Annotated in this window: 20 protein-coding genes; 12 read left to right on the forward strand and 8 right to left on the reverse strand. The window is 67.7% G+C overall.

Going from position 1 to position 25,454, the window contains the following annotated elements; genetic code table 11:
* Positions 1 to 35: 35 nt before the first annotated feature.
* From PRL19_RS12895 to PRL19_RS12910, 4 genes are read right to left on the reverse strand one after another with little or no spacing between them, the layout of a single operon-like run.
* Positions 36 to 2,129 (reverse strand): hypothetical protein, encoded by a 2,094-nt coding sequence (locus tag PRL19_RS12895; RefSeq protein WP_273743206.1) that lies wholly within the window; start codon positions 2,127 to 2,129, stop codon positions 36 to 38.
* Positions 2,126 to 4,873, reverse strand: coding sequence for a DUF4159 domain-containing protein (locus PRL19_RS12900; RefSeq protein ID WP_273743207.1), 2,748 nt, complete (start codon positions 4,871 to 4,873; stop codon positions 2,126 to 2,128). Before PRL19_RS12900 ends, PRL19_RS12895 begins: the two co-directional genes overlap by 4 nt.
* On the reverse strand, positions 4,873 to 5,736 hold the full coding sequence (locus PRL19_RS12905) for a DUF58 domain-containing protein (RefSeq protein WP_273743208.1): 864 nt from the start codon (positions 5,734 to 5,736) through the stop codon (positions 4,873 to 4,875). The genes PRL19_RS12900 and PRL19_RS12905 overlap by 1 nt, the downstream gene beginning before the upstream one ends.
* Positions 5,733 to 6,740: an AAA family ATPase gene (locus PRL19_RS12910; protein ID WP_273743209.1), complete on the reverse strand. Its 1,008-nt coding sequence runs from the start codon at positions 6,738 to 6,740 to the stop codon at positions 5,733 to 5,735. Before PRL19_RS12910 ends, PRL19_RS12905 begins: the two co-directional genes overlap by 4 nt.
* A 63-nt stretch (positions 6,741 to 6,803) precedes the next feature.
* On the opposite strand from PRL19_RS12910, the gene PRL19_RS12915 reads away from it, so the two are divergent.
* The 7 genes from PRL19_RS12915 (at position 6,804) to metK (ending at position 14,958) form a co-directional block, all read left to right on the forward strand.
* On the forward strand, positions 6,804 to 7,349 hold the full coding sequence (locus PRL19_RS12915) for a DUF1285 domain-containing protein (RefSeq protein WP_273743210.1): 546 nt from the start codon (positions 6,804 to 6,806) through the stop codon (positions 7,347 to 7,349).
* Positions 7,350 to 8,108, forward strand: coding sequence for a hydroxypyruvate isomerase family protein (locus PRL19_RS12920; RefSeq protein WP_273743211.1), 759 nt, complete (start codon positions 7,350 to 7,352; stop codon positions 8,106 to 8,108). It abuts the gene before it with no gap.
* Between the two features lie 218 nt (positions 8,109 to 8,326).
* Positions 8,327 to 9,451 carry a hypothetical protein gene (locus tag PRL19_RS12925; RefSeq protein ID WP_273743212.1) on the forward strand — a complete coding sequence of 375 codons (1,125 nt, stop codon included), beginning with the start codon at positions 8,327 to 8,329 and terminating at the stop codon, positions 9,449 to 9,451.
* 141 nt (positions 9,452 to 9,592) lie between these two features.
* Positions 9,593 to 11,413, forward strand: a complete 1,821-nt coding sequence (gene typA, locus PRL19_RS12930) for a translational GTPase TypA (protein ID WP_045999190.1) — start codon at positions 9,593 to 9,595, stop codon at positions 11,411 to 11,413.
* A 256-nt stretch (positions 11,414 to 11,669) separates the two neighbouring features.
* Positions 11,670 to 12,314 carry a TetR/AcrR family transcriptional regulator gene (locus PRL19_RS12935; protein WP_045999189.1) on the forward strand — a complete coding sequence of 215 codons (645 nt, stop codon included), beginning with the start codon at positions 11,670 to 11,672 and terminating at the stop codon, positions 12,312 to 12,314.
* Between the two features lie 75 nt (positions 12,315 to 12,389).
* Entirely contained in the window at positions 12,390 to 13,775 is a 1,386-nt protein-coding gene (ahcY, locus tag PRL19_RS12940; RefSeq protein WP_127898484.1) for an adenosylhomocysteinase, read from the forward strand.
* Between the two features lie 4 nt (positions 13,776 to 13,779).
* Positions 13,780 to 14,958: a methionine adenosyltransferase gene (gene metK, locus PRL19_RS12945; protein WP_273743213.1), complete on the forward strand. Its 1,179-nt coding sequence runs from the start codon at positions 13,780 to 13,782 to the stop codon at positions 14,956 to 14,958.
* Positions 14,959 to 14,996: 38 nt separating this feature from the next.
* Here the strand turns inward: metK and PRL19_RS12950 are convergent, their stop codons facing one another.
* Positions 14,997 to 15,455 carry a type II toxin-antitoxin system RatA family toxin gene (locus PRL19_RS12950; protein WP_045999186.1) on the reverse strand — a complete coding sequence of 153 codons (459 nt, stop codon included), beginning with the start codon at positions 15,453 to 15,455 and terminating at the stop codon, positions 14,997 to 14,999.
* A gap of 71 nt (positions 15,456 to 15,526) precedes the next feature.
* Between PRL19_RS12950 and PRL19_RS12955 the strand changes: the two genes are divergently transcribed.
* Positions 15,527 to 15,706 (forward strand): hypothetical protein, encoded by a 180-nt coding sequence (locus tag PRL19_RS12955; protein ID WP_127898487.1) that lies wholly within the window; start codon positions 15,527 to 15,529, stop codon positions 15,704 to 15,706.
* A 137-nt stretch (positions 15,707 to 15,843) separates the two neighbouring features.
* On the opposite strand, the gene ypfJ is transcribed toward PRL19_RS12955, so the two are convergent.
* Positions 15,844 to 16,680 (reverse strand): KPN_02809 family neutral zinc metallopeptidase, encoded by an 837-nt coding sequence (gene ypfJ / locus PRL19_RS12960; protein WP_045980732.1) that lies wholly within the window; start codon positions 16,678 to 16,680, stop codon positions 15,844 to 15,846.
* Between the two features lie 148 nt (positions 16,681 to 16,828).
* Here ypfJ and PRL19_RS12965 point away from each other — a divergent pair, with 148 nt between their 5' ends.
* The 4 genes from PRL19_RS12965 (at position 16,829) to PRL19_RS12980 (ending at position 21,900) form a co-directional block, all read left to right on the forward strand.
* Positions 16,829 to 17,407, forward strand: a complete 579-nt coding sequence (locus PRL19_RS12965; protein ID WP_139598592.1) for a YqaA family protein — start codon at positions 16,829 to 16,831, stop codon at positions 17,405 to 17,407.
* Positions 17,404 to 17,871: a disulfide bond formation protein B gene (locus tag PRL19_RS12970; protein WP_045980734.1), complete on the forward strand. Its 468-nt coding sequence runs from the start codon at positions 17,404 to 17,406 to the stop codon at positions 17,869 to 17,871. Before PRL19_RS12965 ends, PRL19_RS12970 begins: the two co-directional genes overlap by 4 nt.
* 103 nt (positions 17,872 to 17,974) lie before the next feature.
* Positions 17,975 to 20,752 carry a DNA gyrase subunit A gene (gyrA, locus tag PRL19_RS12975; RefSeq protein WP_371927532.1) on the forward strand — a complete coding sequence of 926 codons (2,778 nt, stop codon included), beginning with the start codon at positions 17,975 to 17,977 and terminating at the stop codon, positions 20,750 to 20,752.
* A 59-nt stretch (positions 20,753 to 20,811) separates the two neighbouring features.
* Positions 20,812 to 21,900: an AI-2E family transporter gene (locus tag PRL19_RS12980; protein ID WP_084697130.1), complete on the forward strand. Its 1,089-nt coding sequence runs from the start codon at positions 20,812 to 20,814 to the stop codon at positions 21,898 to 21,900.
* A gap of 42 nt (positions 21,901 to 21,942) precedes the next feature.
* Here the strand turns inward: PRL19_RS12980 and PRL19_RS12985 are convergent, their stop codons facing one another.
* Positions 21,943 to 24,405, reverse strand: a complete 2,463-nt coding sequence (locus PRL19_RS12985; RefSeq protein WP_273743214.1) for a DUF3772 domain-containing protein — start codon at positions 24,403 to 24,405, stop codon at positions 21,943 to 21,945.
* A gap of 8 nt (positions 24,406 to 24,413) precedes the next feature.
* Positions 24,414 to 25,445, reverse strand: a complete 1,032-nt coding sequence (locus PRL19_RS12990; RefSeq protein ID WP_273743215.1) for a cysteine synthase A — start codon at positions 25,443 to 25,445, stop codon at positions 24,414 to 24,416.
* Positions 25,446 to 25,454: the final 9 nt, after the last annotated feature.

The following is a 25,454-nucleotide window of genomic DNA, read 5'->3' on the forward strand; positions in this document are numbered from 1 at the left end:
GGGGTTACCAACCAGGGGGCCGGATGGCAAGCGGGTCAGGCGGGACGGCGCCGCCCCTCGGCCAGCCAGCCGGTCAGGATCAGCCCCGCGATCAGCGCCAGCCATGCCCATCCGGGCAGCAGCGGCTTGCGGTCCAGGCCGGTGACGGTCGCGGCATCGCGCGGGGTGACGCCGATCCAGGGGCCGCCCAGGCCATCGCCGCTGGCCGCCCGGCCCGCACGCGTCTGGCGCAGGTCCGGCACGCCGTCGGACAGATGCTGAACCGACCCGCCGCTGGCCTCGACCAAGGGTGTCAGCAGGGGCGCTTCGGCCACCGTCTCCTCGAATTCGCGGGGCGCCGCGGGGCCAAGCGCCAGCACGCGGCGCATGTCGCCATCCGCAAGGCGGTACAGGCCGGGTTCGGGCGCGGTCCAGTCCGCGACGAACCGGCCCGGCCCGTCGGCGGCCAACGGGACCTGGCTGATGCTGCCGTCGGGGGCGGTGACCTGCAGCGGGCCGGCGCCGTCCTGCATGGTGCGGCGGGTGAACCGCACGGCCAGACCGTCGCGGACATCCGCCAGCAGGGCTTCCTCCTCCAGCTCGGGCTCCTTCATCGACCAGTGAGCGATGCGGCGCAGCAGCTCCAGCTGCGGGCCGCCGCCCTCGAACCCGCGCCCCCACAGCCAGACCTGGTCCGACGTCAACAACGCGACGCGCCCCTCTCCGACCCGGTCCAGGATAAGCAGCGGCTTGTCCTCGGCCCCGGTCATGGCGACCTGGGCGTCGCTTGTGGGCGTGACCTCGGACAGGCGCAGCCAGCGGCCCCAATCGGGAGCGTCGGGATCGGGGCCGCCCAGGCCCGCGGTCACCGGATGGCGCCGTCCGTCATCGGTCAGGCGCGGCGTGAACGGCTGGTCGATGACGCGACCGGTGGGCCGCGCAGGCAGGATCGGCCCCAGAGGCGACAGGTTAAGGCTTTCGACCGACGCCATCTCGGGGCCGGCCGACACCAGGATCGCGCCGCCGTCCTCGACGTATCGGGCGATGTTCATGTAGTATTCGGGCGGCAGAATGCCCCGCACGCTGTAGCGGTCAAAGATGATCAGGTCGAAATCATCGATCCGTTCCAGGAACAGCTCGCGCGTCGGAAAGGCGATCAGCGACAGTTCGTCCACCGGGACGTCATCGAACATGATTTCAGGCGGGCGCAGGATGGTGAAATGGATCAGATCGACCGCCGCGTCCGATTTCAGCAGGTTGCGCCATGTACGCTCACCCGCATGGGGCTCTCCGGACACCAGCAGAACACGCAGGCGGTCGCGCACCCCGTTGATGCTGATGGCGGCGGCGTTGTTGCGGTCGGTCAGCTCTCCGGGTGCGTCGTCCAGCGCGATCTGCACGACGTTCTGGCCGGCATGGCCGGGCGTCACCGGAAGGGACAGGCTGGTGTTCAGGGGCACGGCGACGGTCTGCTCGTCCTCGCCATCCACAGACAGGCGCAGGGTGACGCTGCCGGTGCGGCTGGCCTCGGGGACCAGGCCCTGATCCTCGACACGCAGACGGATGGTGACCTCCTGCCCGATCAGGCCAAAGGCCGGGGCCTCCTCGATCACCAGGCGGCGGTCCCAGTCCTGCGGCTGACCGGTCAGCAGCACGTGCAGCGGCGCCGCCATCCCCTGAGGCAGCATCTGCGGGTCGTGCAGGCGGCCATCGGTGACGGCGATCACCCCGGCCAGCCGAGCCTCGGGTTCGGCGGCGATGGCGCGCGACAGGGCGGTGGCCAGCGCCGTGCCGTCATCGCTGTCGCCCACGGTCACGCGACGCAGGTCGGTGCCGGGCAATGCGGCGATGCCCGCGGACAGGTCGTCCACCGCCTGATCGACCTGCGCGGCGCGCCCCGGCAGGGCCTGGCTGGCAGAGCGGTCATCCAGCAGGATCACGATGTCGGACAGGGCCGCACGCGTGCCCAGTTCCAACGCCGGCCCGGCCAGAGCCAGCGCAGCCGCCAGCCCCGCCAAGCCGCGCCATGCCCAGCCCCGCAGCCCGCGCCACAGCGCGAAGGCCGCGACCAGCACCGCCAGCGCGGCCAGCATGCCGATGGCCCACCACGGCAGGGCCGGGTCGAACCGCAGCTGGGTCAGGGATGTCATGGTGCCAGGATCTCCTCGGTCCGCAGGCGGTCCAGCAGGGCGGGCACATGCACCTGGTCGGATTTGTAGTTTCCGGTCAGCACGTACATCACCAGGTTCACGCCGAACCGGGCCGCCATCTCTCTCTGGCGGTCACCCTCCCAGCCCTGTCCGATGGGATAGGCCGCATAGCCGTCGGCGTTGACCGCCCAGGCCTCGGCCCAGGAATTGCCGCCGATGATGACCGGGCTGACCCCGTCGTTCAGCTGGCGGAACGGCACGCCGGCCTCTGCCTGGGACGTGACGGTCGGGGCCTCGGCCCAGACCGGATTGCCCTGCCAGCGGCCCGGAAAGTCGTCCAGCAGATAGAATGTCCGCGTCAGCACGTGATCGTCGGGAATGGGCGCCAGGGGCGGGATGTCCAGCGGCGCGGCCAAGCGGCGCAGCGCCTGCGACATGTCGGGGCCGCCGACACCCGCGATGTCGCCGTCGCGTGTGTCGAACAGGATCATTCCCCCCGACCGCAGAAAGGCGTTCAGCCGCAGATAGGCCTGCGGTCCGGGCGCGGGCTGTGCATCGGTGATGGGCCAGTACAGGAAAGTCAGCAGCGACAGGTCGTGCTGGTCCAAATCGATCCCGATCGGCTGTCCCGGCTCGACCGAGGTGCGACTGCGCAGCGCCTGCGACAGCCCGGTCAGACCCTGTTCGGAAGCCTGATCGATCCGCGCGTCGCCCGTCACGACATAGGCCAGCGCCACGTCGGCCGCGGCCCGCATCAGATCGGGATCCAGGTCCTGCGCCTGCGCCCGCGGTCCCGGCAGCATCGCCAAAACAAGCGCGACCGCCGCCATGGCCCCCCGCCTGCGTCCGCGCCCCAGCCAAGCCGACCCGATGGCATCCAGCGCCAGCAGCAGCGCCACCGTGGCCAGCAGCGCGCCCTTCAGGTCGCGTCCCGGCGTGGCGGCGACGGCCTCGACCGTGGCGCCGGGCCAGGTCGCCCGCACGAAGGGACCGCCCGCGTTCAGCGCCCGGCGCCGCTCGCCCGCCGCATAGATGCCCGCGGGGCGGTCGGGGCCCGTCCCCTGCGCCAGATCGGCGGCGGGCACCGGGGTCAGGCCCTGGGCCTCGGCGGGACGCCCGAACCCGTCCAGCACGGCCTCGGGCGTCCAGAAGGGTTGAGTCAGGTCCTCGGTCGCAGCCTCGGAAGGCGACAGGCGGGCGGTGGCGACAAGGCGCTCCATCATCTGCGGGAACAGGCCCGACAGCGGCAGGTTCGACCATTCGGCATTGGCCGTCACATGGACCAGCACGACCTGCCCCTGGCCAAGCCGGTCGCGGGTGATCAGCGGCGTGTTGTCGGACAGCGACGCGATGGTGCGCCCCGCCAGATCAGGCGCGGGCTGGGCCATCAGCTGCGCGCGGACGGACACATCATCCGGCACGGGCAGGCCCGCAAACGGACCGTCATCGGGGAACGGCGCCAGCCCGCGCGGGTCGCCCCAGGACAGCGCGCCGCCGATGTCGCGCCCGCCCTGGCGCAGCGCCACGGGCAGCAGCGGTTCTTCGGCCAGGCGGTCGTAACCGGCCATGCGCGGCCCCGCAAAGCGGATCAGCAGCCCACCTTCGGCCACCCATTGCGTCAGGTCCAGCGTCTCGGCCAGCTGCACCTGATCGGCCAGCACGATCACGTCGGGCGCGGTGTCCAGGACATCGCCCAAGGCGCCTTCGACCAAGTCGGTCGTGGGGGCTAGCGCCTGGCGCAAGTAGTGGGTCTGGGCCAACAGCTGCTGACCTTCGGCCAGCGGATCGCCGACCAGGGCCACCTTGCGGCGGCGCACGCGGTCGTCCGCCAGAACGACCGCGCCGGCATGGCTTTCGGCCTCGATCTGAAAGCGGGTGATCCGGTTGCGCAGTTCGGGCGGCAGGTCGATGGCCACGGGGCGGACGGTCAGCCCGTCGGCATCCGTCGCGTCGCCGGGCGTGAGGCTGGCCAGCGCACGCTCGATCCCCTGCGGATCGGGGCCGATGGCCTGGATCGCCGGGGCGGCATCATCGACCGAGGTCAGCGTCAGCGACGGCGTGTCGCCCGCAGCCAGCGCCAGCGTCCGCAGCGGACGCGCGGGCGGTACGACCGTCACCGGGCCGCGATCCGCCAGGGCCGCCAGCCACGCCGCGCGGTTCGGATGATCGGTCCCGTCCGCGATCCACAGCGTCGACAGCGACCCCTCCGGCGCATCGGCCAGCGCGGCGCCCGGATCGTCGGGCAGGCGCGTCGACCAGGGTTGCGGCTGCGCGGCGCGCAGGCCGGACAGCAGGGCATCGGCGGGCTGAAACGCCAGCGCGCCCTGTCCCCGTCCGTCGGCCATCAGCAATGCCGCGGGCCGGCCCGCGGCGGCGGCATCCGTCAGGGCGGTTTCGACGCGCGTCTGGCGGGCCGCCCAATCGGGCGCGGCGGCAAAGCCCGCATCCATCACGATCAGCAATGGCCCGTCGTCCGCGGGCTGCACCACGGGGCGCCAGACGGGCCCCGCAAAGGCCAGGATCGCCGCCGCCACCGCCGCCAAGCGGATCAGCAGCAGCCACCATGGCGTGCGGCTGGAGATGGGCGCGCGATCGACAAGCCCCGCCAACAGGGCGACGCCCGGAAAGATCACCCGCCGCGGCGCGGGCGGCATGGCGCGCAGGATCACCCACAGGACCGGCAGTGCGATCAGCGCGCCCAGCAGCCATGGCGCGGCGAAACCCAGGGGCCCCAGCAGCAGCATCAGCGCGCCCCCTGCCCCAGTGCCTGCCACAGCCAGTTCAGCGCCTGTGCGGGGTCGGCGTCCGTCAGATGCGTGCCGAACTGCCAGCCTGCCCGCCGTGCCTGCCCCTCCAGCCAGGCCTGTCGTTCGGCCAGCCGGGCCAGATAGGCCGCGCGCAGCCCGCCGGCATCGCGGCTGTCATGCCGCAGGCTGCCAGAGCGGAACTCGACCGCGCCGTCATAGGGGAAATGCGCCTCGTCCGGGTCCAGGATCTGGAACAGCAGACCCGACAGGCCCAGGCCCGCCGCCTGCCCCAGCAGGTCCGCAACCCAGCCCGGATCGGTCAGGAAGTCCGACAGGATCACCACCCGCAGGTTCGGTCGGAGGGCGTGGGCCGGGGCGGCATCCTCGGCGGCGGTACCCGTCGCAAGCTGGTCGGCAAGGCGGTCGGCCTGGATGCGGCCGGCCCGTGCGGGTTGGCCCAGCAGCCCGACCTTTTCCCCCCCGCGCAGCATCAGCATGCCAAGCGCCAGCGTCAGGATCTGACCGCGTTCGGCCTTGGTCGGGCGGTTGGGCCCGCCGGTGAAATCCATGCCGGGCGCGCGCGACAGCCACAGGGCGGCGGATTGCGCCGTCTGCGCCTCGCGGTCGCGCACGAACTGGCTGTCGGACCGGCCGGAGCGCCGCCAGTCGATGCTGCGCGCGCCATCGCCCGCGCCCGCGGGGCGGTACTGCCAGAAATCCTCTCCGGGACCGGCGCGGCGCAGGCCATGGGCGCCCGGGGCCACCATCGCGGCCAGCCGTTCGGCCGACAGGATCAGGCCGGGCAGATGCCCGGCGACCCCTTCGGCCCGCGCGCGCAGATCGGTGGGCGTGACGCTCATGCGGCGCGACGGGTGCCGATGCGGTCGTCCAGCAGGCGGCCGATCACCGCGTCGACCGTCTCTCCGCGTGCACGGGCGGCAAACGACAGCGCCATGCGATGCCGCAGCACGGGCGCCGCCATCGCGGCCACGTCGTCCAGCGTCGGCGCATAGCGGCCGTTCAGCACGGCACGCGCGCGGCTGACCAGCATCAGCGCCTGCGCGGCGCGCGGACCCGGTCCCCAGGTCAGCGCATCGGTGACGAAGGACGCGGCCTCGGGTGCACCGGGGCGGGCCGCGCGGACAAGGTCCAGGATCGCCTCGACCACGGTCTCTCCGACGGGCATCTGGCGGATCAGGCGCTGTGCCGCGATCAGCTGGTTGGGGGTGAAGGCCGCGTGCGGGGTGTCATCCTCCAGCCCCGTGGTGGCGATCAGGATCTGGCGTTCGGTGTCGCGGTCCGGATAATCGACGTCGATCTGCAGCAGGAACCGGTCCAGCTGCGCCTCGGGCAGCGGATAGGTGCCCTCCTGCTCGATCGGGTTCTGGGTGGCCAGGACGTGGAACGGACGGCCCAGGGGGCGGTGCTGGCCGCTGATGGTGACCTCGCGCTCCTGCATGGCCTGCAGCAGGGCGGACTGGGTGCGGGGGCTGGCGCGGTTGATCTCGTCGGCCATCAGCAGCTGGGTGAAGACCGGCCCCTCAATGAAACGGAACACCCGGCTTCCGTCGGGCCGCGCGTCCAGGACCTCGGACCCCAGGATGTCAGCGGGCATCAGGTCGGGCGTGAACTGGATGCGGGCGCTGTCCAGACCCAGGACGGTGGACAGCGTGTCGACCAGCATGGTCTTGCCCAGGCCCGGCTGCCCGATCAGCAGCGCGTGTCCCCCGGACAAGATCGACGCAAGGACCTGTTCGACCACCTCGTGCTGGCCCACGAAACGACGTTCGACGCTGGCGCGGGCATCCGACAGGCGGGCGGCCAGGGCCTGGACCTCTTGCACCAGAAATTCGTCCGACGTCATGACATTGCCCCCGCGCTGGTTTAAGTAAAGCATAGGCAGTCCAGACACAGGCGACCAGATCGAATGGCGGAAAACGGTGACAAAAGCGTGAACCCCGACGGGCTGGCGCAGGCCGCGGCGATCGCGGCCAAGGACGGGCCGGCGCCCGTGCATCTGTGGAACCCGCCCTATTGCGGAGAGATGGACCTGACCATCTGCGCGGACGGCACCTGGCTGCACGAAGGCACGCCCATCGGACGCCCCGCGATGGTGCGCTTGTTCGCCAGCATCCTGAAGCGTGAGGGCGACCGATTTTACCTGGTTTCTCCGGTCGAGAAGATCGGCATTCAGGTCGAGGATGCGCCCTTCCTGGTCACCGACGCCGACATCACCCAGGACGCGATCACCTTCGTCACCAACATGTGCGAACGGGTGACGGCGGGCCCGGATCACGCGATCATCATCCGCGGCACGGCCGAGGTTCCGCGGCCCTATGTCCATGTGCGCGGCGGGCTGGAGGCGCTGATCGACCGCAAGACCTTCTACCGTCTGGCGGCCGCGGCCGATCCCGGGCCCGACGGGCGCGCGGCGGTGCGGTCCGGCGGACAGTCCTTCGCGCTGGAGCCCTGAATGCCGCAGTTCGCAGCCAATCTGACGACGCTGTTCACCGAACTGCAGATGATCGACCGCTTTGCCGCCGCGGCCGAGGCCGGGTTCACCGGGGTCGAGATCCTGTTCCCCTATGACATCGCGGCGCAGGACCTCTATCGCGCGTCGGTCAAGACGGGGCTGCCGATCGTGCTGATCAACGCGCCGCCGCCGAACTGGGCCGGCGGACCGCGCGGGTTTGCCGCCGTTCCGGGGCTGGAGGATCGCTTTCGTCGCGATTTCGAACGCAGCCTGCGCGTGGCGCAGGCGCTGCGCGCGCGTCACATCCACATCATGGCCGGTCGCGCCGAGGGTGCTCAGGCGCTGGAGACCCTTGTCGCGAACCTGTCCTGGGCCACGGACCGCGCCCCCCATGCCAGCCTGACGATCGAACCCGTGAACGACACCGACATGCCGGGCTATTTTCTGACCGATTACGGCATGGCCATCGACGTCATCGACCGCATCGCCGCGCCTAACCTTGGGCTGCAGCTGGACACCTATCATGCGCAGGTCATCACGGGCGACATGCAGGCCTGCTGGCGCAAGGTCGCCCCGCTGGTGCGCCACATCCAGATCGCGGGCCATCCCGGCCGGAACGAGCCCGACGTCGGCACCCTTGATTATCCCGCCCTGTTCGCGGAGTTGGACGACTGGGGGTACCGTGGCTGGGTATCGGCGGAATACGCCCCCGTCCGAACCACCCAGTCCGGATTGGGCTGGCTGCACGCCGCCGGTTGAACCCGCGCAACATCCGGTCGGATTTTCCTGTGCAACAGGGAACTTGCGCGCAGCGTGGTCCGTTTGCTGACAGATGCGTCGCCGTGTCGCGCCCCCGGGCGCGGCAGACGCCGAAAGCAAAGGGAAAATGCCATGAACTCGATCATCTACATTGTCGGCCTGGTTGTCGTCGTCCTGTTCGTCCTGTCGTTCCTCGGCCTGCGTTGAGGGTTAACAGCATGAACGAAAACCTCGAAGCAGCCGGCACCGGCTCGCGCCCCCATGTCGACTGGGCATCCATCCTTGCCGGTGCGGCCATCGCCGCAGGCGCCTCGGTCGTCTTCACGGGCTTCACGGCTGCCATCGGTCTTGGTTCCGTCTCGGCAGAGCCGGGCGAAGGTCTGGGCACGTTCGCCCTGATCCTGGTCGGCCTGTTCGCCTTCGCGTCCATGGTGGCCGTCTATGGTCTGGGTGGATACGTGTCCGGACGGATGCGCCGTCGCACCCATTCCGGTGAGGACCAAACGGATGCACGCGATGGCATCCATGGCCTGACCGTTTGGGCGATCGGCATGATCCTGACAGGCATCCTGGCCGCAGGTGCGGTGTCCAGCGGCGTTCGCGCGGCCGGCAACGCGGCGTCGACCGCGGTCGAGGCTGCGGGTTCCGCCGTAGGTGGTGCCGTTCAGGGCGCCGGCCAGCTGGCCGGCGGCGTCGTCGGTGGCGTGGGCCAGATCGCTGGCGGTGCCGTCAGCGGCGTCGGTCAGCTGGCTGGCGGCGCGATCTCGGGCGCCGGTGATGCCGCTGGTGGTCAGGACATGGGCGGCAATCCGCTGGACTATGTGACCGACCGTCTGCTGCGCAGCGAGGCTGCGGCACCGGATCAGTTCTCGAACGAGGCGATCCGCAACGAGGTCACCGGCATCCTGGGGACCGTGCTGCGCACGGGCGAGGTGGCCGATGACGATCTGGACTATATGCGCGACGCGCTTGCTGCCCGTACCGACCTGACCCCGGCCCAGATCGACGCCCGCGTCGAGGAAGCCGTGACCCAGGCTCAGGACCTGCGTGCCGAAGCCGAAGCCCGCATCGAAGAAGCGCGGACTCAGGCCGAGGAAGCCGTGGCCGCTGCCGAAGAGCGCGCCCAGGAACTGCAGGCGCAGGCCGAACAGCAGCTGCAAGAGGCACAGGATGCCGCCATCGCCGCTGCAGAATCCGCCCGCCGCGGTGCGGTGTGGAGCGCGCTGTTCCTGGCCGTGTCGTCGCTGGTCGCCGGTCTGGCCGCCTGGATGGGCGCCATCAAGGGGGGTTCGGACCGCGATGCCGGTCGCGTCTGGGGCGGCCTGTCGCGTCGCCGCACCTGACGGGACGTCTCCGTCCGACGCGACGGAACTGTGACAAGCGTGGCCCCCGACCCCCGTGTCGGGGGCCATGCGCATTTGCGGGCTGGCATTCGCGGCCCTTATCGGCTAGGGCAGCCGCGAAACCTACAGATTAAGGCCGTCATGGATATCCGCAACATCGCCATCATCGCTCACGTCGACCACGGCAAAACCACCCTGGTGGATCAGCTGCTGCGTCAGTCGGGCTCCTTCCGCGACAACCAGGCCGTCGCGGAACGCGCGATGGACAGCAACGACATCGAACGTGAACGCGGCATCACCATTCTGGCCAAGGCAACCTCGGTCGAATGGAAGGGCACGCGCATCAACATCGTCGACACGCCCGGCCACGCCGATTTCGGCGGCGAGGTCGAACGCATCCTGTCGATGGTGGACGGCGTCTGCCTTCTGGTCGACGCGGCCGAAGGCCCGATGCCCCAGACCAAGTTCGTGACCTCCAAGGCACTGGCCCTGGGCCTGCGTCCGATCGTCGTGCTGAACAAGGTCGACAAGCCCGCAGCCGAGCCCGACGAGACGCTGAACGACGTGTTCGACCTGTTCGCCAACCTGGGCGCCAGCGACGAGCAGCTGGACTTTCCGCATGTCTATGCCTCGGGCATCGGCGGTTGGGCCGACGCGACGCTGGACGGCGAGCGCAAGAACATGGACGCGCTGTTCGACCTGATCCTGAAGCACGTCCAGCCGCCCAAGCAGATCACCCGCGCGGACGAACCGTTCCAGATGCTGGCGACGACGCTTGGCGCCGACGCCTTCCTGGGCCGTCTGCTGACCGGTCGCGTCGAGGCGGGCACCGCCAAGGCCGGCGACACGCTGAAGGCGCTGTCGCGCGACGGCGAGCGGCTGGAGCAGTTCCGCATCAGCAAGATCATGGCGTTCCGCGGCCTGACCCAGACCCCGATCGACGTGGCCGAGGCCGGTGACATCGTGACGATCGCGGGCATGGCCAAGGCCACCGTGGCCGACACGCTGTGCCACCCGGACGTGATGGAGGCCCTGCCCTCGCAGCCGATCGATCCCCCGACCATCAGCGTCACCTTCGGCATCAACGACAGCCCGCTGGCCGGCAAGGACGGCAAGAAGGTCCAGAGCCGCGTGATCCGCGAGCGCCTGATGAAGGAAGCCGAGATCAACGTCGCCATCAAGGTCGAGGATACCCCCGGCGGCGAGGCCTTCGTTGTCTCGGGTCGCGGCGAACTGCAGATGGGCGTCCTGATCGAGAACATGCGCCGCGAAGGGTTCGAGCTGTCGATCAGCCGCCCGCGCGTGATCTACAAGGAAGAGGATGGCCAGCGCCTGGAGCCGATCGAGGAAGTCATCATCGACGTCGATGACGAGTACACCGGCGTGGTGATCGAAAAGCTGACCGGCGACCGCAAGGGCGATTTGGTCGAGATGCGTCCCGCCGGCGTTGGCAAGACGCGCATCGTGGCCCATGTCCCCTCGCGTGGCCTGATCGGCTATCAGGGCGAGTTCATGACCGATACGCGCGGCAACGGCGTGCTGAACCGCATCTTCCACGGTTGGGCGCCGCACAAGGGCGCCATCCAGGGCCGTCGCCAGGGCGTGCTGATCAGCATGGAGAACGGCGTGTCCGTGTCCTATGCGCTGTGGAAACTGGAAGATCGCGGCAAGTTCTTCATCGGCGCGCAGGAAGAGCTGTATCAGGGCATGATCATCGGCGAACACAGCCGGGACAACGACCTTGAGGTGAACCCGCTGAAGGGCAAGCAGCTGACCAACGTCCGTGCCTCCGGCACCGACGAGGCCGTCCGCCTGACGCCCCCGGTCCGCCAGTCGCTGGAAGAGGCGATCGCCTATATCAACGACGACGAACTGGTCGAGGTCACGCCCAAGAACATCCGCCTGCGCAAGCGGCACCTGGATCCGCACGAACGCAAGCGCGTCGCACGATCCGGCGCCTGATACGCATCCACCGCAAGGTTGCTGAAATCACAGGTCCGCGTGCCCCCGGCACGCGGACCTGTCCATTTAGATATGTCGCCAAGGCGACACTTCGTGCTATGATTGTCTTATCCGAATTGCGCACCCTTTTAAGATGCACAAATTTGGTTGCTACACAGATTCCACGGCTGCTTTTCTGGGGCATTCTGGCCCTAAATCACATTCAAGTCATCTGTTTTCGTTTGGCCCACCCCGCAACGGATCGGATTGCATCGTGATGAAACACCTGTCGGAACGCCGTGACCCCAGGGGTCTGCACGACCGCGCCATCAGTGCCGCGATGACGCTTGTCCTGGACCAACGCCGCCAGCCCCCCACGATTGCCGATATTGCCGAAGCCGTCGACGAACCCGTCGAACGGGTCCGTGCCTTGTTCGCCGATGAACGCGCCCTGCTGGTGGCCAGCGTCGAACAGGCGCTGGTCGTGCTGATCGACAGCTGCACCCGCGCGGTGGTCCGCGTCGATCCCGACGACCCCGTCGCGCAGTTCCTGAGCCTGGGCGACACCTATCTGGATTGGGCCTGCCGCTATCCCGCGCAGTTTAGGCTGCTGCAGGACTGCGATCTGACCAACGCACGGCATGAACCCATCCTGCGGCGCTATACCGACAGCATCGCCGATCTGACGCTGCGCATGCTGGCGCGGGCCCGCGATACCGGTCGCCTGCACCCGCGCGAGGATATCGCGATGCTGGCCCTGTCCGCGCGCTGCTATGTGGTGGGGCTTGCGCGGCTGGTTCTGGACGGCCGCCTAAAGGATTGGACCGAAGAGCGCGATTCCCTGACCACCGCCAAGCATCTGACGCATGATTTCGTGCATCGCATGGCGCGCAGCAGCCAGCCCCATATGGCCGGCATGTGACGGATTAGCCCCTTTCGGACCCATGGTGCTTGCGGTATCCCGGTTGCAACCTGTGAATGACCGAAGAGAGCAGCCGTGACCGATTACATCATCAAGGACATTGCGCTGGCCGAATACGGCCGCAAGGAACTGGACATCGCCGAGACGGAAATGCCCGGCCTGATGGCGCTGCGTTCCGAATACGGCGAGGCCAAGCCGCTGGCGGGCGCCCGGATCGTCGGCAGCCTGCACATGACCATCCAGACCGCCGTCCTGATCGAGACGCTGACCCATCTGGGCGCGGATGTCCGTTGGGCCTCCTGCAACATCTACTCGACCCAGGATCACGCCGCTGCCGCCATCGCCGCTGCGGGTGTCCCGGTCTTTGCCATCAAGGGGCAGAGCCTGGCCGAGCATTGGGATTACCTTGATCGCTCGTTCCAGTTCCCCGAGGGCCCGAACCTGATCCTGGATGATGGCGGCGATGCGACTCTGTACATCCTGCTGGGCGCCCGCGCCGAGGCCGGCGAGGACGTGATCCCCGTGCCGCAGTCGGACGAGGAAACCGTCATCAAGGCGCAGATCGCCAAGCGCCTGGCGCAGTCGCCCGGCTGGTTCACGAAGATGCGCGACCAGATCGTCGGCGTGTCCGAGGAGACGACAACCGGCGTCCACCGCCTGTACGACCTGCAGAAGAACGGCCAGCTGCCCTTCCCCGCGATCAACGTGAACGACAGCGTGACCAAGTCGAAATTCGACAACAAGTACGGCTGCAAGGAATCGCTGGTCGACGGCATCCGCCGTGCCACCGACGTGATGATGGCGGGCAAGGTCGCTGTCGTCTGCGGCTATGGCGACGTGGGCAAGGGCTCGGCCGCCAGCCTTCAGGGCGCGGGCGCCCGCGTGAAGGTGACCGAGGTCGATCCGATCTGCGCGCTGCAGGCCGCGATGGACGGGTTCGAGGTCGTGACCCTGGAGGATGTTGCCGACAGCGCCGACATCTTCATCACCACCACCGGCAACCGCGACGTGATCCGGTTGGAGCACATGCGCGCCATGAAGGACATGGCGATCGTCGGCAACATCGGCCATTTCGACAACGAGATCCAGGTCGCGGCGCTGCGCAACCACAAATGGACCAATATCAAGGACCAGGTGGACATGATCGAGATGCCGTCGGGCAATCGCATCATCCTGCTGTCGCAGGGGCGCCTGCTGAACCTGGGCAATGCCACGGGCCACCCGTCTTTCGTGATGTCGGCCAGCTTCACCAACCAGGTGCTGGCGCAGATCGAGCTGTGGACCAAGGGCGACGACTACAAGCCCGGCGTCTACATCCTGCCCAAGGCGCTGGACGAAAAGGTCGCGCGACTGCACCTGGACAAGATCGGTGCGAAACTGTCCGTGCTGTCGTCCGAACAGGCCGCCTATATCGGCGTGACGCCCGAGGGCCCCTTCAAATCCGACCATTACCGGTATTGATGTCATGACAGAGTATTCGACCTTTACCTCGGAATCCGTGTCCGAGGGCCATCCCGACAAGATCGCCGACCAGATTTCGGACGCGATCCTGGACGCCATCCTGGCCGAGGACGCGCGCGCCCGCGTTGCGTGCGAGACCATGGTCAAGACCGGCGTCGCCATCATCTCGGGAGAGATCACCACCAGTGCCTGGGTGGATCTGGAATCCATCGTGCGCGGGGTGATCACCGACATCGGCTATAATTCGTCGGATGTGGGGTTTGACGGGGCGACCTGCTCGGTCATCAACATCATCGGCAAGCAGTCGCCCGAGATCAACCAGGGCGTCGACCGCGCCAGCTTGGAGGAGCAGGGCGCAGGCGACCAGGGCCTGATGTTCGGCTATGCCAGCGACGAAACCGACGTGCTGATGCCCGCCGCGATCACCTATGCCCATCGTCTGGTCGAACGCCAGGCGGCGGTGCGGCGCGACGGCACTCTGCCTTGGCTGCGCCCGGATGCCAAATCGCAGCTGACGCTGCGTTATGACGCCGACGGCCGCCCCGAGGGGATCGACGCGGTCGTGCTGTCCACCCAGCACAACCCCGAGATCAGCCTGGCCGACCTGCGCGAGGCGGTGATCGAGGAGATCATCCGCCCGGTCCTGCCTGCGGAATGGCTGTCGGACGGGACCAAGTTCTTCATCAACCCCACCGGCAAGTTCGTCATCGGCGGTCCCGTCGGCGATTGCGGCCTGACCGGGCGCAAGATCATCGTCGACAGCTATGGCGGCATGGCCCGTCATGGCGGCGGTGCGTTCTCGGGCAAGGATCCGTCCAAGGTCGACCGCTCGGCGGCCTATGCCGGCCGTTGGGTTGCCAAGAACATCGTGGCGGCCGGTCTGGCCAAGCGCTGCGAGATCCAGGTCAGCTATGCGATCGGCGTGGCCGAGCCCACCTCGATCAGCCTGAACTGCTTCGGGACCGAAACCGTGCTGGTCGACCGGATCGTCGCGGCTGTGCGCGAGGTGTTCGACCTGCGCCCGTTCGCGATCATCCGCGAACTGGACCTGCTGCATCCGATCTATCGCCCGACGGCCAGCTATGGCCATTTCGGTCGCGAACCCTATGCGCTGAACGGGGCGACCGCGTTCAGCTGGGAACGCACCGACAAGGCAGATGCGCTGAAAGCGGCGCTGAGCTGAACGACGAAGGCCGCCCCGCCGGGCGGCCTTTTTCCTTGTCATCCATACAGCTTGCGGGCTCGATCCTCGAAGGCGCGGACGATGCGGGACATCGCCTCGTGGAAGACGACGCCGATCAGGCGCTGAAGGATCGCATTCTTGAATTCGAAATCCACGAAGAACTCGACATGACAGCCCCCTTCCGGGCGATCCTTGAAGGACCAGCCGCTGCGCATGTACTTGAACGGGCCGTCCAGATATTCCGTGTCGATCTTCCAGACGCCGTCCTGTTCGGGCCACAGGACGACCCGGCTTCCAAAGCGTTCCCGAAAGACCTTGAAGCTGATGACCAGATCGGCGGCGATCTCCTCCGCGCCGTCGGGGCGGGTGGTGCGCGTCCGGATGCGGGCCGCACTGTTCCAAGGCAGGAACTGCGGATAGCTTTCGATATCGGCCACCAGATCGTACATCTGGCGGGCACTGTAGGGAAGGTTGCGGCTGTCGCGGTGGTTCGGCACGGGCTATCGCTCTTGAGTTTCGTCGCGGCGTCTGTTTCGATTCGGCACCGATTTAACAGGCAGGACGCGCGATGAACATGATATGGCTGCTGCGTGCGGCAAAATGGGCGCGCAACCCTCCCAGTGCCAAGATGGTCAAGCTGGTGATCGCCGTGATCGCGATCGGGCTTGCGCTGCTGGCGCTGGAAAAGCTGGGCTGGTGGCCGGACTGGGCCACGCAGGACCAACGCCCGCACCGCCTGCCCCGCTGACGGTCAGTCGCGATCGCGAATGGCGACCGGACGGGGCTTGGGCGCACCCAGGGCCAAGGTGATGGCGAAAGCGGTCAGAAGGCCCGCGAAAGTCAGGATCAGGGTCATCATTTCCTCCGGTCTGTAAAGTGTCGGGATCACAGGGCCCCGGCACCGAATGTGTCACATTGTCTCATGTCGCCCGAGTCGAACCCGCGCATCAGCCATTCTTGACGCTGCGCCGCGCTTCCGTGTGTGAAGCTGTCGGGCATGGGGGTCCGGCCCGCACTGGCCTGGATCACGTCATCGCCGACGGCCTCTGCTGCGCGCATCGCCTCGTCCAGATCGCCAACGTCCAGGGTGCCGAAACGTTCCTGCGCCTGGCGCGCCCAGATGCCGGCATAGCAGTCGGCCTGCAGCTCGGTCGCGACGGACAACTGGTTGGCCTGCGTTTCCGAAAGACCCGGCTGCTGTGCGGCGCCAAGGGTGCCGGTCAGGTTCTGGACGTGATGCCCCACCTCGTGCGCAATGACATAGGCTGCGGCGAAATCGCCCCCCGCACCCATGCGATCCGCCATCATGTCGAAGAAGTCGGTGTCCAGATAGACGCGCTGATCGCCGGGGCAGTAGAACGGACCCATGGCCGACGACGCACCACCGCAGGCCGACTGCACCACGCCGCTGAACAGGACCAGGGTCGGATCCTGATAGGCGACGCCCGCCTGCTGCTGCAGCACGGGCTGCCAGACCTCTTCGGTGTCGGCCAGAACCACGCTGACGAATTCGCCCCATTCCTGGTCGCGCTGGCTCAGTTCGGTGGGCTGCCCGCCGCCCTGATCCAGGCCCTGGACCAGCGGCGTCACGTCGATCCCGAAGAAATAGCCGACCGCCAGCACCACCAGCGTGCCCGCCACGCCCAATCCGCCGACCCCGGCACGGCCCATGCCCCGCCGATCCTCGACATTTCCGCTGCCCCGTCGTCCGCGCCACTGCATGCCCTGGTCCCCCTGCTGGCTGTCGCCCCGAACGCCCCGCCCCGCCGGGGGTTCCCGCCGACCATCACAGCGCCGCGACGGGCGTGCAAGGCGCTTGACGCGACGGCCCTGCGGGGGGATGCACGGGGCACGCGACAAAGGGGCGGACATGCTGCGCAGGCTATACGACTGGACCATGGGGCTGGCGTCGCATCGCCACGCGAACGCGTCGCTGTTCACGGTCAGCTTCATCGAAAGTTCGGTCTTTCCGATCCCGCCCGACGTGCTGATGATCCCGATGGTGCTGGCGCAGCGGGCGCGGGCCTGGGCCATTGCCTTCATCGCCACGGCGGGGTCGGTTCTGGGCGCGCTGCTGGGATACGCGATCGGCGCGATCCTGATGGACAGCGTCGGCATGTGGGTTCTGACCATGTACGGCAAGGAGGCCGCGTTCGACGACCTGGCCGCGCGCTTTGCCGAGTTCGGCGGTTGGGCGGTGCTGGTCGCGGCGCTGACGCCGTTTCCGTTCAAGGTCATCACCATCTTTTCCGGCGCCGTGGGCTTTTCGTTGCCCCTGTTCGTGCTGACCAGCATCATCGGCCGCGCGGGGCGGTTCTATGTCGTGGCCGGGCTGCTGTGGCGGTTTGGTCCGCCGATTCGCGATTTCATCGAACGTCGGCTTGGGCTGATGTTCTCCATCTTCATGGCCTGCCTGATCGGCGGCTTTGCGGCGGTGAGGTACCTGTGACGGGCATCAGGCTTTCCCTTCTGGCGGGCGCGGGGTCCGCGCTGCTGCTGATCGCGGCGCTTGGCTTCCAGGCGGCGGGCTATGCCCCGTGCGAGCTGTGCATCCTGCAGCGCTGGCCGCATGTGGCGGCGGCTGGCATCGCGGCACTGATCTGGCTGACCGGCCGGGTGCGGGCGCTGGCGGTTCTGGGAATGATCGCGGCGGGTGCGGCGATGGGGCTTGCGATCTATCACGTCGGGGTCGAAATGACATGGTGGGCCGGACCGGCGCATTGTTCGGGCGGCGTGGGCGATCTGTCGCGGATGACCACCCAGGACCTGATGGCCCGCCTGCAATCCGCCCCAGTGGTCCGCTGCGACGAGATCGCGTGGCAGTTCATGGGCGTATCCATGGCGGGCTGGAACGCGATCCTGTCGGCGGGTCTGGCGGGCCTGTGGGCAGTGGCCGCCCGCAAAGGCGCCTGAGACCCCCGCAAGGCGTGATTTCCTGACCTTGGGGGCGGGGCGCGATTGCCCCCTGCGGCAGGCTCGGCTATACCGAACCCCAACTAGATGTTGAGGAATACCCGTGGCCGACACCCCAGAAGACGATCTGCCCGAAACCCCCGAAGACGGTGCCGCGGGCCGCGTGGTGATGCATCACGACGGCCCCATGATCGACATCAGCGCCGAGATGCGGACCTCGTATCTGGACTATGCCATGTCGGTGATCGTCAGTCGGGCGATCCCCGACCTGCGCGACGGTCTGAAGCCGGTTCACCGCCGCATCCTCTATGCGATGGACGAAAGCGGCAACACCGCCGATAAGCCCTATCGCAAGTCCGCGCGGTCCGTGGGCGACGTGATGGGCAAGTATCACCCCCATGGCGACAGCGCGATCTATGACGCGCTGGTGCGGATGGCGCAGACGTTCTCGATGTCGCTGCCACTGCTGGACGGTCAGGGCAACTTCGGGTCGATGGACGGCGATCCGGCCGCGGCCATGCGCTATACCGAGGTGCGGATGGACAAGCCCGCCAACTTCCTGCTGATGGACATCGACAAGGACACCGTCGATTTCCAGGACAACTATGACGGCAAGGACCGCGAGCCGACCGTGCTGCCGGCCCGGTTCCCGAACATGCTGGTCAACGGCGCGGGCGGCATCGCCGTCGGCATGGCGACCAACATCCCGCCGCACAACCTGGGCGAGGTCATCGATGCCACGCTGGAGCTGATCGCCGATCCCGACCTGCCCACCGAGCGCCTGCTGGAAATCATCCCGGGCCCCGATTTTCCCACGGGCGCCACGATCCTGGGCCGGTCCGGGGCGCGCAAGGCCTATCTGGAAGGTCGCGGCAGCGTCATGATCCGCGCTAAGACCCATATCGAGGAACCGCGCAAGGACCGCTTTGCCATCGTCATCGACGAGATCCCGTATCAGGTGAACAAATCGACCCTGATCGAGCGGATCGCCGAACTGGCCAAGGAGAAGAAGGTCGAGGGCATCGCCACCGTCCAGGACGAATCCGACCGCCACGGCGTGCGCGTCGTGGTCGAACTGAAGCGCGACGCAACGCCAGACGTAGTGCTGAACCAGCTGTTCCGCTTTACCCAGCTGCAGACGACTTTTGGCTGCAACATGCTGGCGCTGAACGGCGGCAAGCCCGAACAGCTGGCGCTGCGCGACTTTCTGACCTACTTCATCAGCTTCCGCGAGGAGGTCGTCGCCCGCCGCACCGCCTACGAGCTGCGCCGCGCCCGTGAACGCAGCCATGTCCTGTGCGGCCTGGCCGTCGCGGTCAGCAATGTCGACGAGGTCGTGGCCACCATCCGCGGCAGCGCCGATGCCGCCGAGGCCCGCGAGAAGCTGATGGAGCGGCGCTGGCCCGCCCATGACATCGTCGAATACCTGCGCCTGATCGACGATCCGCTGCATCCGGTGAACGAGGACGGGACCTACAACCTGTCGGAGACGCAGGCCCGTGCCATCTTGGAGCTGCGCCTGCAGCGTCTGACCCAGCTGGGCGTCAAGGAGATCACGGACGAGCTGCAGTCGCTGGCCGACAGCATCCGCGATTATCTTGCCATCTTGGCGTCGCGCGAACGGATCATGGCGATCATCGCGGACGAGCTGCGCGAGGTCCGCAATCTGTTCGCCGTGCCGCGCCGCACCGAGATCGTCGACTGGTCCGGCGACATGATGGACGAGGACCTGATCGAGCGCGAGGACATGGTCGTCACCATCACCTCTGGCGGCTACATCAAGCGGACCGCGCTGGCCGAATTCCGCGCGCAGCGGCGCGGCGGCAAGGGTCTGTCCAGCATGGCCACCAAGGAAGACGACGTGGTCACCACGCTGTTCGTGGCCAACACCCATACCGAGCTGCTGTTCTTCACCACCGACGGCATGGTCTATCGGATGAAGACCTGGCGCCTGCCGCTGGCGGGCCGCACCTCCAAGGGCAAGGCGATGGTCAACATCCTGCCCATCGGCGCGGGCGTCAGCATCGCGGCGCTGTTGCCGATGGATGCGCCGGAAACGGAATGGGACAACTATCAGGTGGTCTTTGCCACGGATGACGGCGACGTGCGTCGCAACGCGCTGTCCGATTTCGGCAGCGTGCGCGCGAACGGCAAGATCGCGATGAAGCTGCCCGAGGGCGTCACGCTGGTGAACGTGCGGATGGCGACCGAGCAGGATGACGTGATGCTGGTGACCGCGCAGGGTCGCGCGATCCGCTTCCCGACCACGGCGGTGCGGGTCTTCAAGGGCCGCGATTCCACCGGCGTCAGGGGCATCCGTCTGGCCGAGGGCGACAAGGTCGTCAGCATGTCGGTCATTCGCCATTTCGAGGCGGACCCGTCCGAACGCGTGGCCTATCTGAAGATGCGCCGTGCGGTCGCCGGTGCGTTGGACGACGGCGCCGAAGCGGACGAGGATGACGACACCCCCGAGGGCACCGTCACCCAGGAACGCTACATCGAAATGTCGGCGGCCGAGGATCTGATCCTGACCATCACCGCCAAGGGATCGGGCAAGATCAGCAGCAGCCACGACTATCCGGTCCGTGGCCGTGGGGGCCAGGGCGTGATGGCCATGGACCGCGCCATGCGGGGCGGCCCGCTGGTCGCCAGCTTCCCGGTCGAAAGCTTTGACCAGATCATGCTGGCGACATCGACCGGACAGTCGATCCGGGTTCCGGTGCAGGGCATCAGCTTCCGCTCGCGCAGCGCGGGCGGGGTGCGGGTCTTCAACACAGCCGCCGGAGAGGTCGTCGTCTCGGTCGCGCGGATTGCCGAACAGGGCGACGCGGTCGACCTGGACGAGGGCGATCCCGGCCAGACCGCGCCCGCGCAGGACTGACATCATCGACCCGACCCCGGCCGCCGGGGTCGGGTTTTTCCGATCCGCAGGGGCGTCATTTGGACCATTCGAACGAGACCGTGCTGAGAGAGCGCCTGCAGACCGGGTTTCTGGGGCTGATCGCATTCTCGCTGCTGATGTTCATGCTGGTGCAGGCCAAGTTCATCCTGATCTCTCTGGCGATCGCGATCATCCTGTTCTCGCTGACTTCGGATGCGATTCATGCCATCTCGACCCGGCTTCGGGTGCCGAACTGGTTGGCAACCACGCTGGCGCTGATCGGGATCGCGCTTGGGCTGCTGTGGGTGTCGACCACCATCGTCGCGCAGGTGAACGAGGTGGTGTTCCTGGCGATCAGCTATGCCGAACGGGCGCAGGCCGCCCTGCCCGCCCTGACCGAGCGTCTTGGCCCCGAGGCACAGGAACGCATCATCACGGCGCTGACCAACTTCAACATCACCGGCTGGATCCGGTCGTTGGCGGGACAGGCCTCCGGGCTGTTGTCGGGCAGCGTGCTGGTGATCCTGTTCGTGGGATTCATGTTCGCCGAACAGGTGTGGTTCCCGCTGAAGATCGAGCGTTTGGCCAATGATGCCGACCATGCGCGCCAGATCCGCCGCATCATCGCGTCCATCATGCACCGCGTGAACCGCTATCTGGTGGTCAAGACCGGGGTCAGCGCGGTCACGGCCTCGATCGTCTGGCTGATCTTCTGGACGATGGGGCTGGAGCTGGCCACCGCGGTGGCCCTTCTGACCTTCGTCCTGAACTTCATCCCGTCGGTCGGGTCGATCATCGCGACGCTGATCGCGGTCCTTCTGGCCTTCGTGCTGACCGGCGATCCGACGGCCACGGTGATCGTGGGCGTGCTGTGCGCGGTCACGCAGTTCCTGATCGGAAACATCATCGATCCGATGCTGCTGGGCCAGACGCTGCGGCTGTCCAGTTTCGGCATCATCCTGTCGCTTGCCTTCTGGGGGGCGATCTGGGGGGTGCCGGGGATGTTCCTGGCGGTTCCGATCATGGTCGCGCTGATGATCATCTGCGCCCATATCCCCTGGCTGCGGGGCGTCGCCGTGATGCTGTCGCGCGAAGGGTTGCCCGATGACGGTGACAACGACGTCCAATCTGACCGGATGGCGGCCTGATCCGGGACATGCGGCGCCTGGCCCCATGCCCCGGAGGCTCGATCAGCGGCTGTCACCGTCGTCCGGCAGGCCCGGCGCCTCATCGGCATCATCGCGGGTCAGTTCGGGGCTGACGGTCGTGGGTGCCGTCAGGGCACCCGGCTGCGCGTTTCGCGCTGCCGGCCCGTGCGACTGACCGGGCAGCGCTTCGGGGTTGCGCAACCAGATGTCGCGTTGTGCGAAGGGGATCTCGATTCCCTCTGCGCCGAAGCGCTGGACGATGGAGTGCAGCAGGTCCGACGTCACGCCCAGCCCCGTGCCGACATCCGCCAGGATCGCCCGGATCTCGAAGTTCAGGGCATCTGCCCCCAGGCCCCGGAACAGGATCGCCGGTGCCGGGTCGATGGAGACCAACGGGTGATCCTCGACGATCTCGCGCAGGACATTCTCGACCTTCTTCGTATCGCTGCCATAGGCAACACCGACGGGGATGATGATCCGGCCGACCTTGTTGTGACGCGTCCAGTTGGTCACCGGCTGGCTGATCAGGTCGCTGTTCGGGACAATCACCTCGGTCTTGTCGAAGGTCTCGACCAAGGTGGCGCGGACCGAGATCTTCTTGACGATGCCCTGCTGGCCGCCGGCGCTGATCCAGTCGCCGACGCTGACCGGACGCTCGATCAGCAGGATGATCCCGCTGACGAAGTTCGACACGATGTTCTGCAGGCCGAAACCGATACCGACCGACAGCGCACCCGCGACGATCGCAAAGGACGACATGTCGATCCCGGCCGAGGTGATGGCCAACAGCGCCGCCAGGAAGATCCCGACATAGCCCAGGCCCGACACCACGGCATTCTGCCCGCCCGCATCCAGCCGTGTCTTGGGCAGGATCGAGGTGCGCAGCATCCCCTGCACCCCGCGCGTCAGCGCATAGCCGATGGCGAAGATGATCAGGAAGGTCAGGATCGCACCCGGCGACAGGTTCACCCCGCCCAGGCTGATGCCCTGGCGGAACCGGACCCAGTATTCGGCAAGCTCGGCGCCGGACGACCCCCAGATGATCAGGAAGATCGGGATCGACGCCAGGACCAGGCCGAACCCGGTCAGCAACGGGGCCAGCCCCTCGCGTGCGCCTTCGGCCCCGCGCTGCATCATGTTGAACAGGTCGGCGGTGAAGTCCTGCAGCAGGATCAGCAGCCCCACCAGCGCCAGCGAGAACAGCCACGGCCAGACCAGAAGGTTGCCCAGGTTGACGAAACCGGCCGCCGTCAGCAGCACCGCGATCGGCGCGATGATGCGCGTCAGGCGACCAGCCCAAGCCGCGATCCAGTGGCGATAGGACAGGTCCTGCGTCACGGCATCGCGCGTCAGCCGCCGCAGGATGTTGCCAAGCCGGAACATCGCCAGCGCGGCCAGCACGATCAGCACAAGGTGCCAGACGCCGGCCGAGGCCTCTCCGAACTGGACGGGGACACGGCCGACCTGCGCCTCGCCCTGTTCATATAGGCCCGACAGCGGCAGCATGGCGCGCGACAGGATGTGGTGGATGGCCATCAGCAGGGCCAGCGTCTGGACCATGCGACCTGCAGAGACGCGGGCCTCCTCGGTCATCTGCAGCGAGGTATAGGCGATGGCGGTGCGCGGAAACAGCGCACGGGCCATCCAGATCCCGCCGAACAGGATCACTGCCGCCACCGGCAGTGCGTTCAGGAAGGGCGTCGTCCAGGGTCCGGGCAGACCGGTGGCCTGGATGGCGCTGATGCCCAGATAGACACCCGCCATCGGCACGGCGATCTGGCCCAGGGACACGACGAAGGCCAGCACCGCCTTGGAATATTCCGACGCCCGGCTGGACAGGCGGGTGGGCAGCGCCACGATCCATGCCCGGCCATAGGTCAGGATCAGCAGCGCCGCGATTAGATAGCCCGCCACATAGGGCAGCCGGGGACGCAGGTCGGCCCAGATTTCGGGCGTCGCGTCCTGGCCCGACACCTCTCCTCCGACGCCCTCCAGCAGCGCAAGGCCGTCCGTCGCCGCCGCGGCCCACGATGCGGGCAGCACCGGAGAAGGCGTCTGCTTGGCCAGTTCCAGCGCCTGACGTTGCCGCACGATCTCGTCGATCTGGCCGATGATGGAGTTTGCACGGCTGGTGGCCTCGGTCGCGGCGATGCGGGGGGCCTGGGCGGTGGACAGCTGCTGGTTCAGCTCGGTCCGCCGGTTTGCGACCTCCTCGTCCTCGGTCGCGCCTTCTGCGGGCGCGGGGCCAAGGGCCTCGATCTGGTTGCGCAGGGTGGCGATGCGGTCGCCGTTGGCGTTCTGACCCTCCTGCAGCCGATCCCGCCAGTCGACGATCCGCGCCCGCGTGCGGGCCAGCTCCTCGTTGGTGGCCTGGGGGTTCGCGGTCAGCGACTCGGCGCGTTCGGCAACCTGGTTCCAGGTGTCATAGTTTACGGATTGGGCGATGGCGGGCGCGGCTGTCAGGGCCAGCAGCGCCACCAGAAGCGTTGCAATCAGATGTCGCATGAAACCTTTCAGTCTTCGTATACCTGCGGCAGATCCGGCGCCGGACGGGTCAGCCATTCCGGTACGGGAAGGCCCTTGGCGCGCAGAAAGTCGGGGTTGAACAGCTTTGTCTGATAGCGGGTTCCGTAATCGCACAGGATGGTGACGATCGTATGGCCCGGCCCCATCTCGCGCGCCATGCGGATGGCGCCCGCGATGTTGATGCCGGACGATCCGCCCAGGCACAGCCCCTCGTCCTTCAGCAGGTCGAAGACGATGGGCAGCGCTTCCTCATCGGAGATGCGCCAGCTGTAATCGGGGGTGAACCCCTCCAGGTTGGCCGTGATGCGGCCCTGGCCGATGCCTTCGGTGATCGAACTGCCGGGGCTGTCGAACTCTCCGGTGGTGTAGAACGAATGCAGGGCCGCGCCTTCGGGATCGGCAAGGCCGATCTTGACGCCCTTGGGCTGCAGCGCGTCCGCGACGCCCGCCAGCGTGCCGCCGGAGCCCACCGCGCAGATGAACCCGTCGACCTTGCCGTCGGTCTGCTTCCAGATCTCGGGTCCGGTCGTCTCGACATGGGCCTGGCGGTTGGCCACGTTGTCGAACTGGTTGGCCCAGATGGCCCCGTTCGGCTCGGTGCGCGCCAGCGCCTCGGCCAGACGGCCGGAATATCGGACATAGTTGTTGGGGTTCTTGTAGGGGGCGGCCGGAACCTCGACCAGGGTCGCGCCGGCCAGCCGCAGCATGTCCTTCTTTTCCTGGCTTTGGGTCTCGGGGATGACGATCACCGACTTGAACCCCATCGATGCGCCGACCAAGGCCAGGCCGATGCCGGTATTGCCGGCCGTCCCCTCGACGATGGTGCCGCCGGGGCGCAGCGCGCCGCGCGCGACCGCATCCTTGATGATGTACAGCGCCGCGCGGTCCTTGACCGACTGGCCGGGGTTCATGAATTCGGCCTTGCCGAGGATCTCGCAGCCGGTCTCCTCGCTGGCGCGGTTCAGGCGGATCAACGGGGTGTTGCCGATCGCGTCGGCCAGATCAGAATAGATTCGCATGGCGATCGA

The organism is Paracoccus marcusii (assembly GCF_028621715.1).
In the GTDB taxonomy this organism is placed as follows: Bacteria; Pseudomonadota; Alphaproteobacteria; order Rhodobacterales; family Rhodobacteraceae; genus Paracoccus; species Paracoccus marcusii.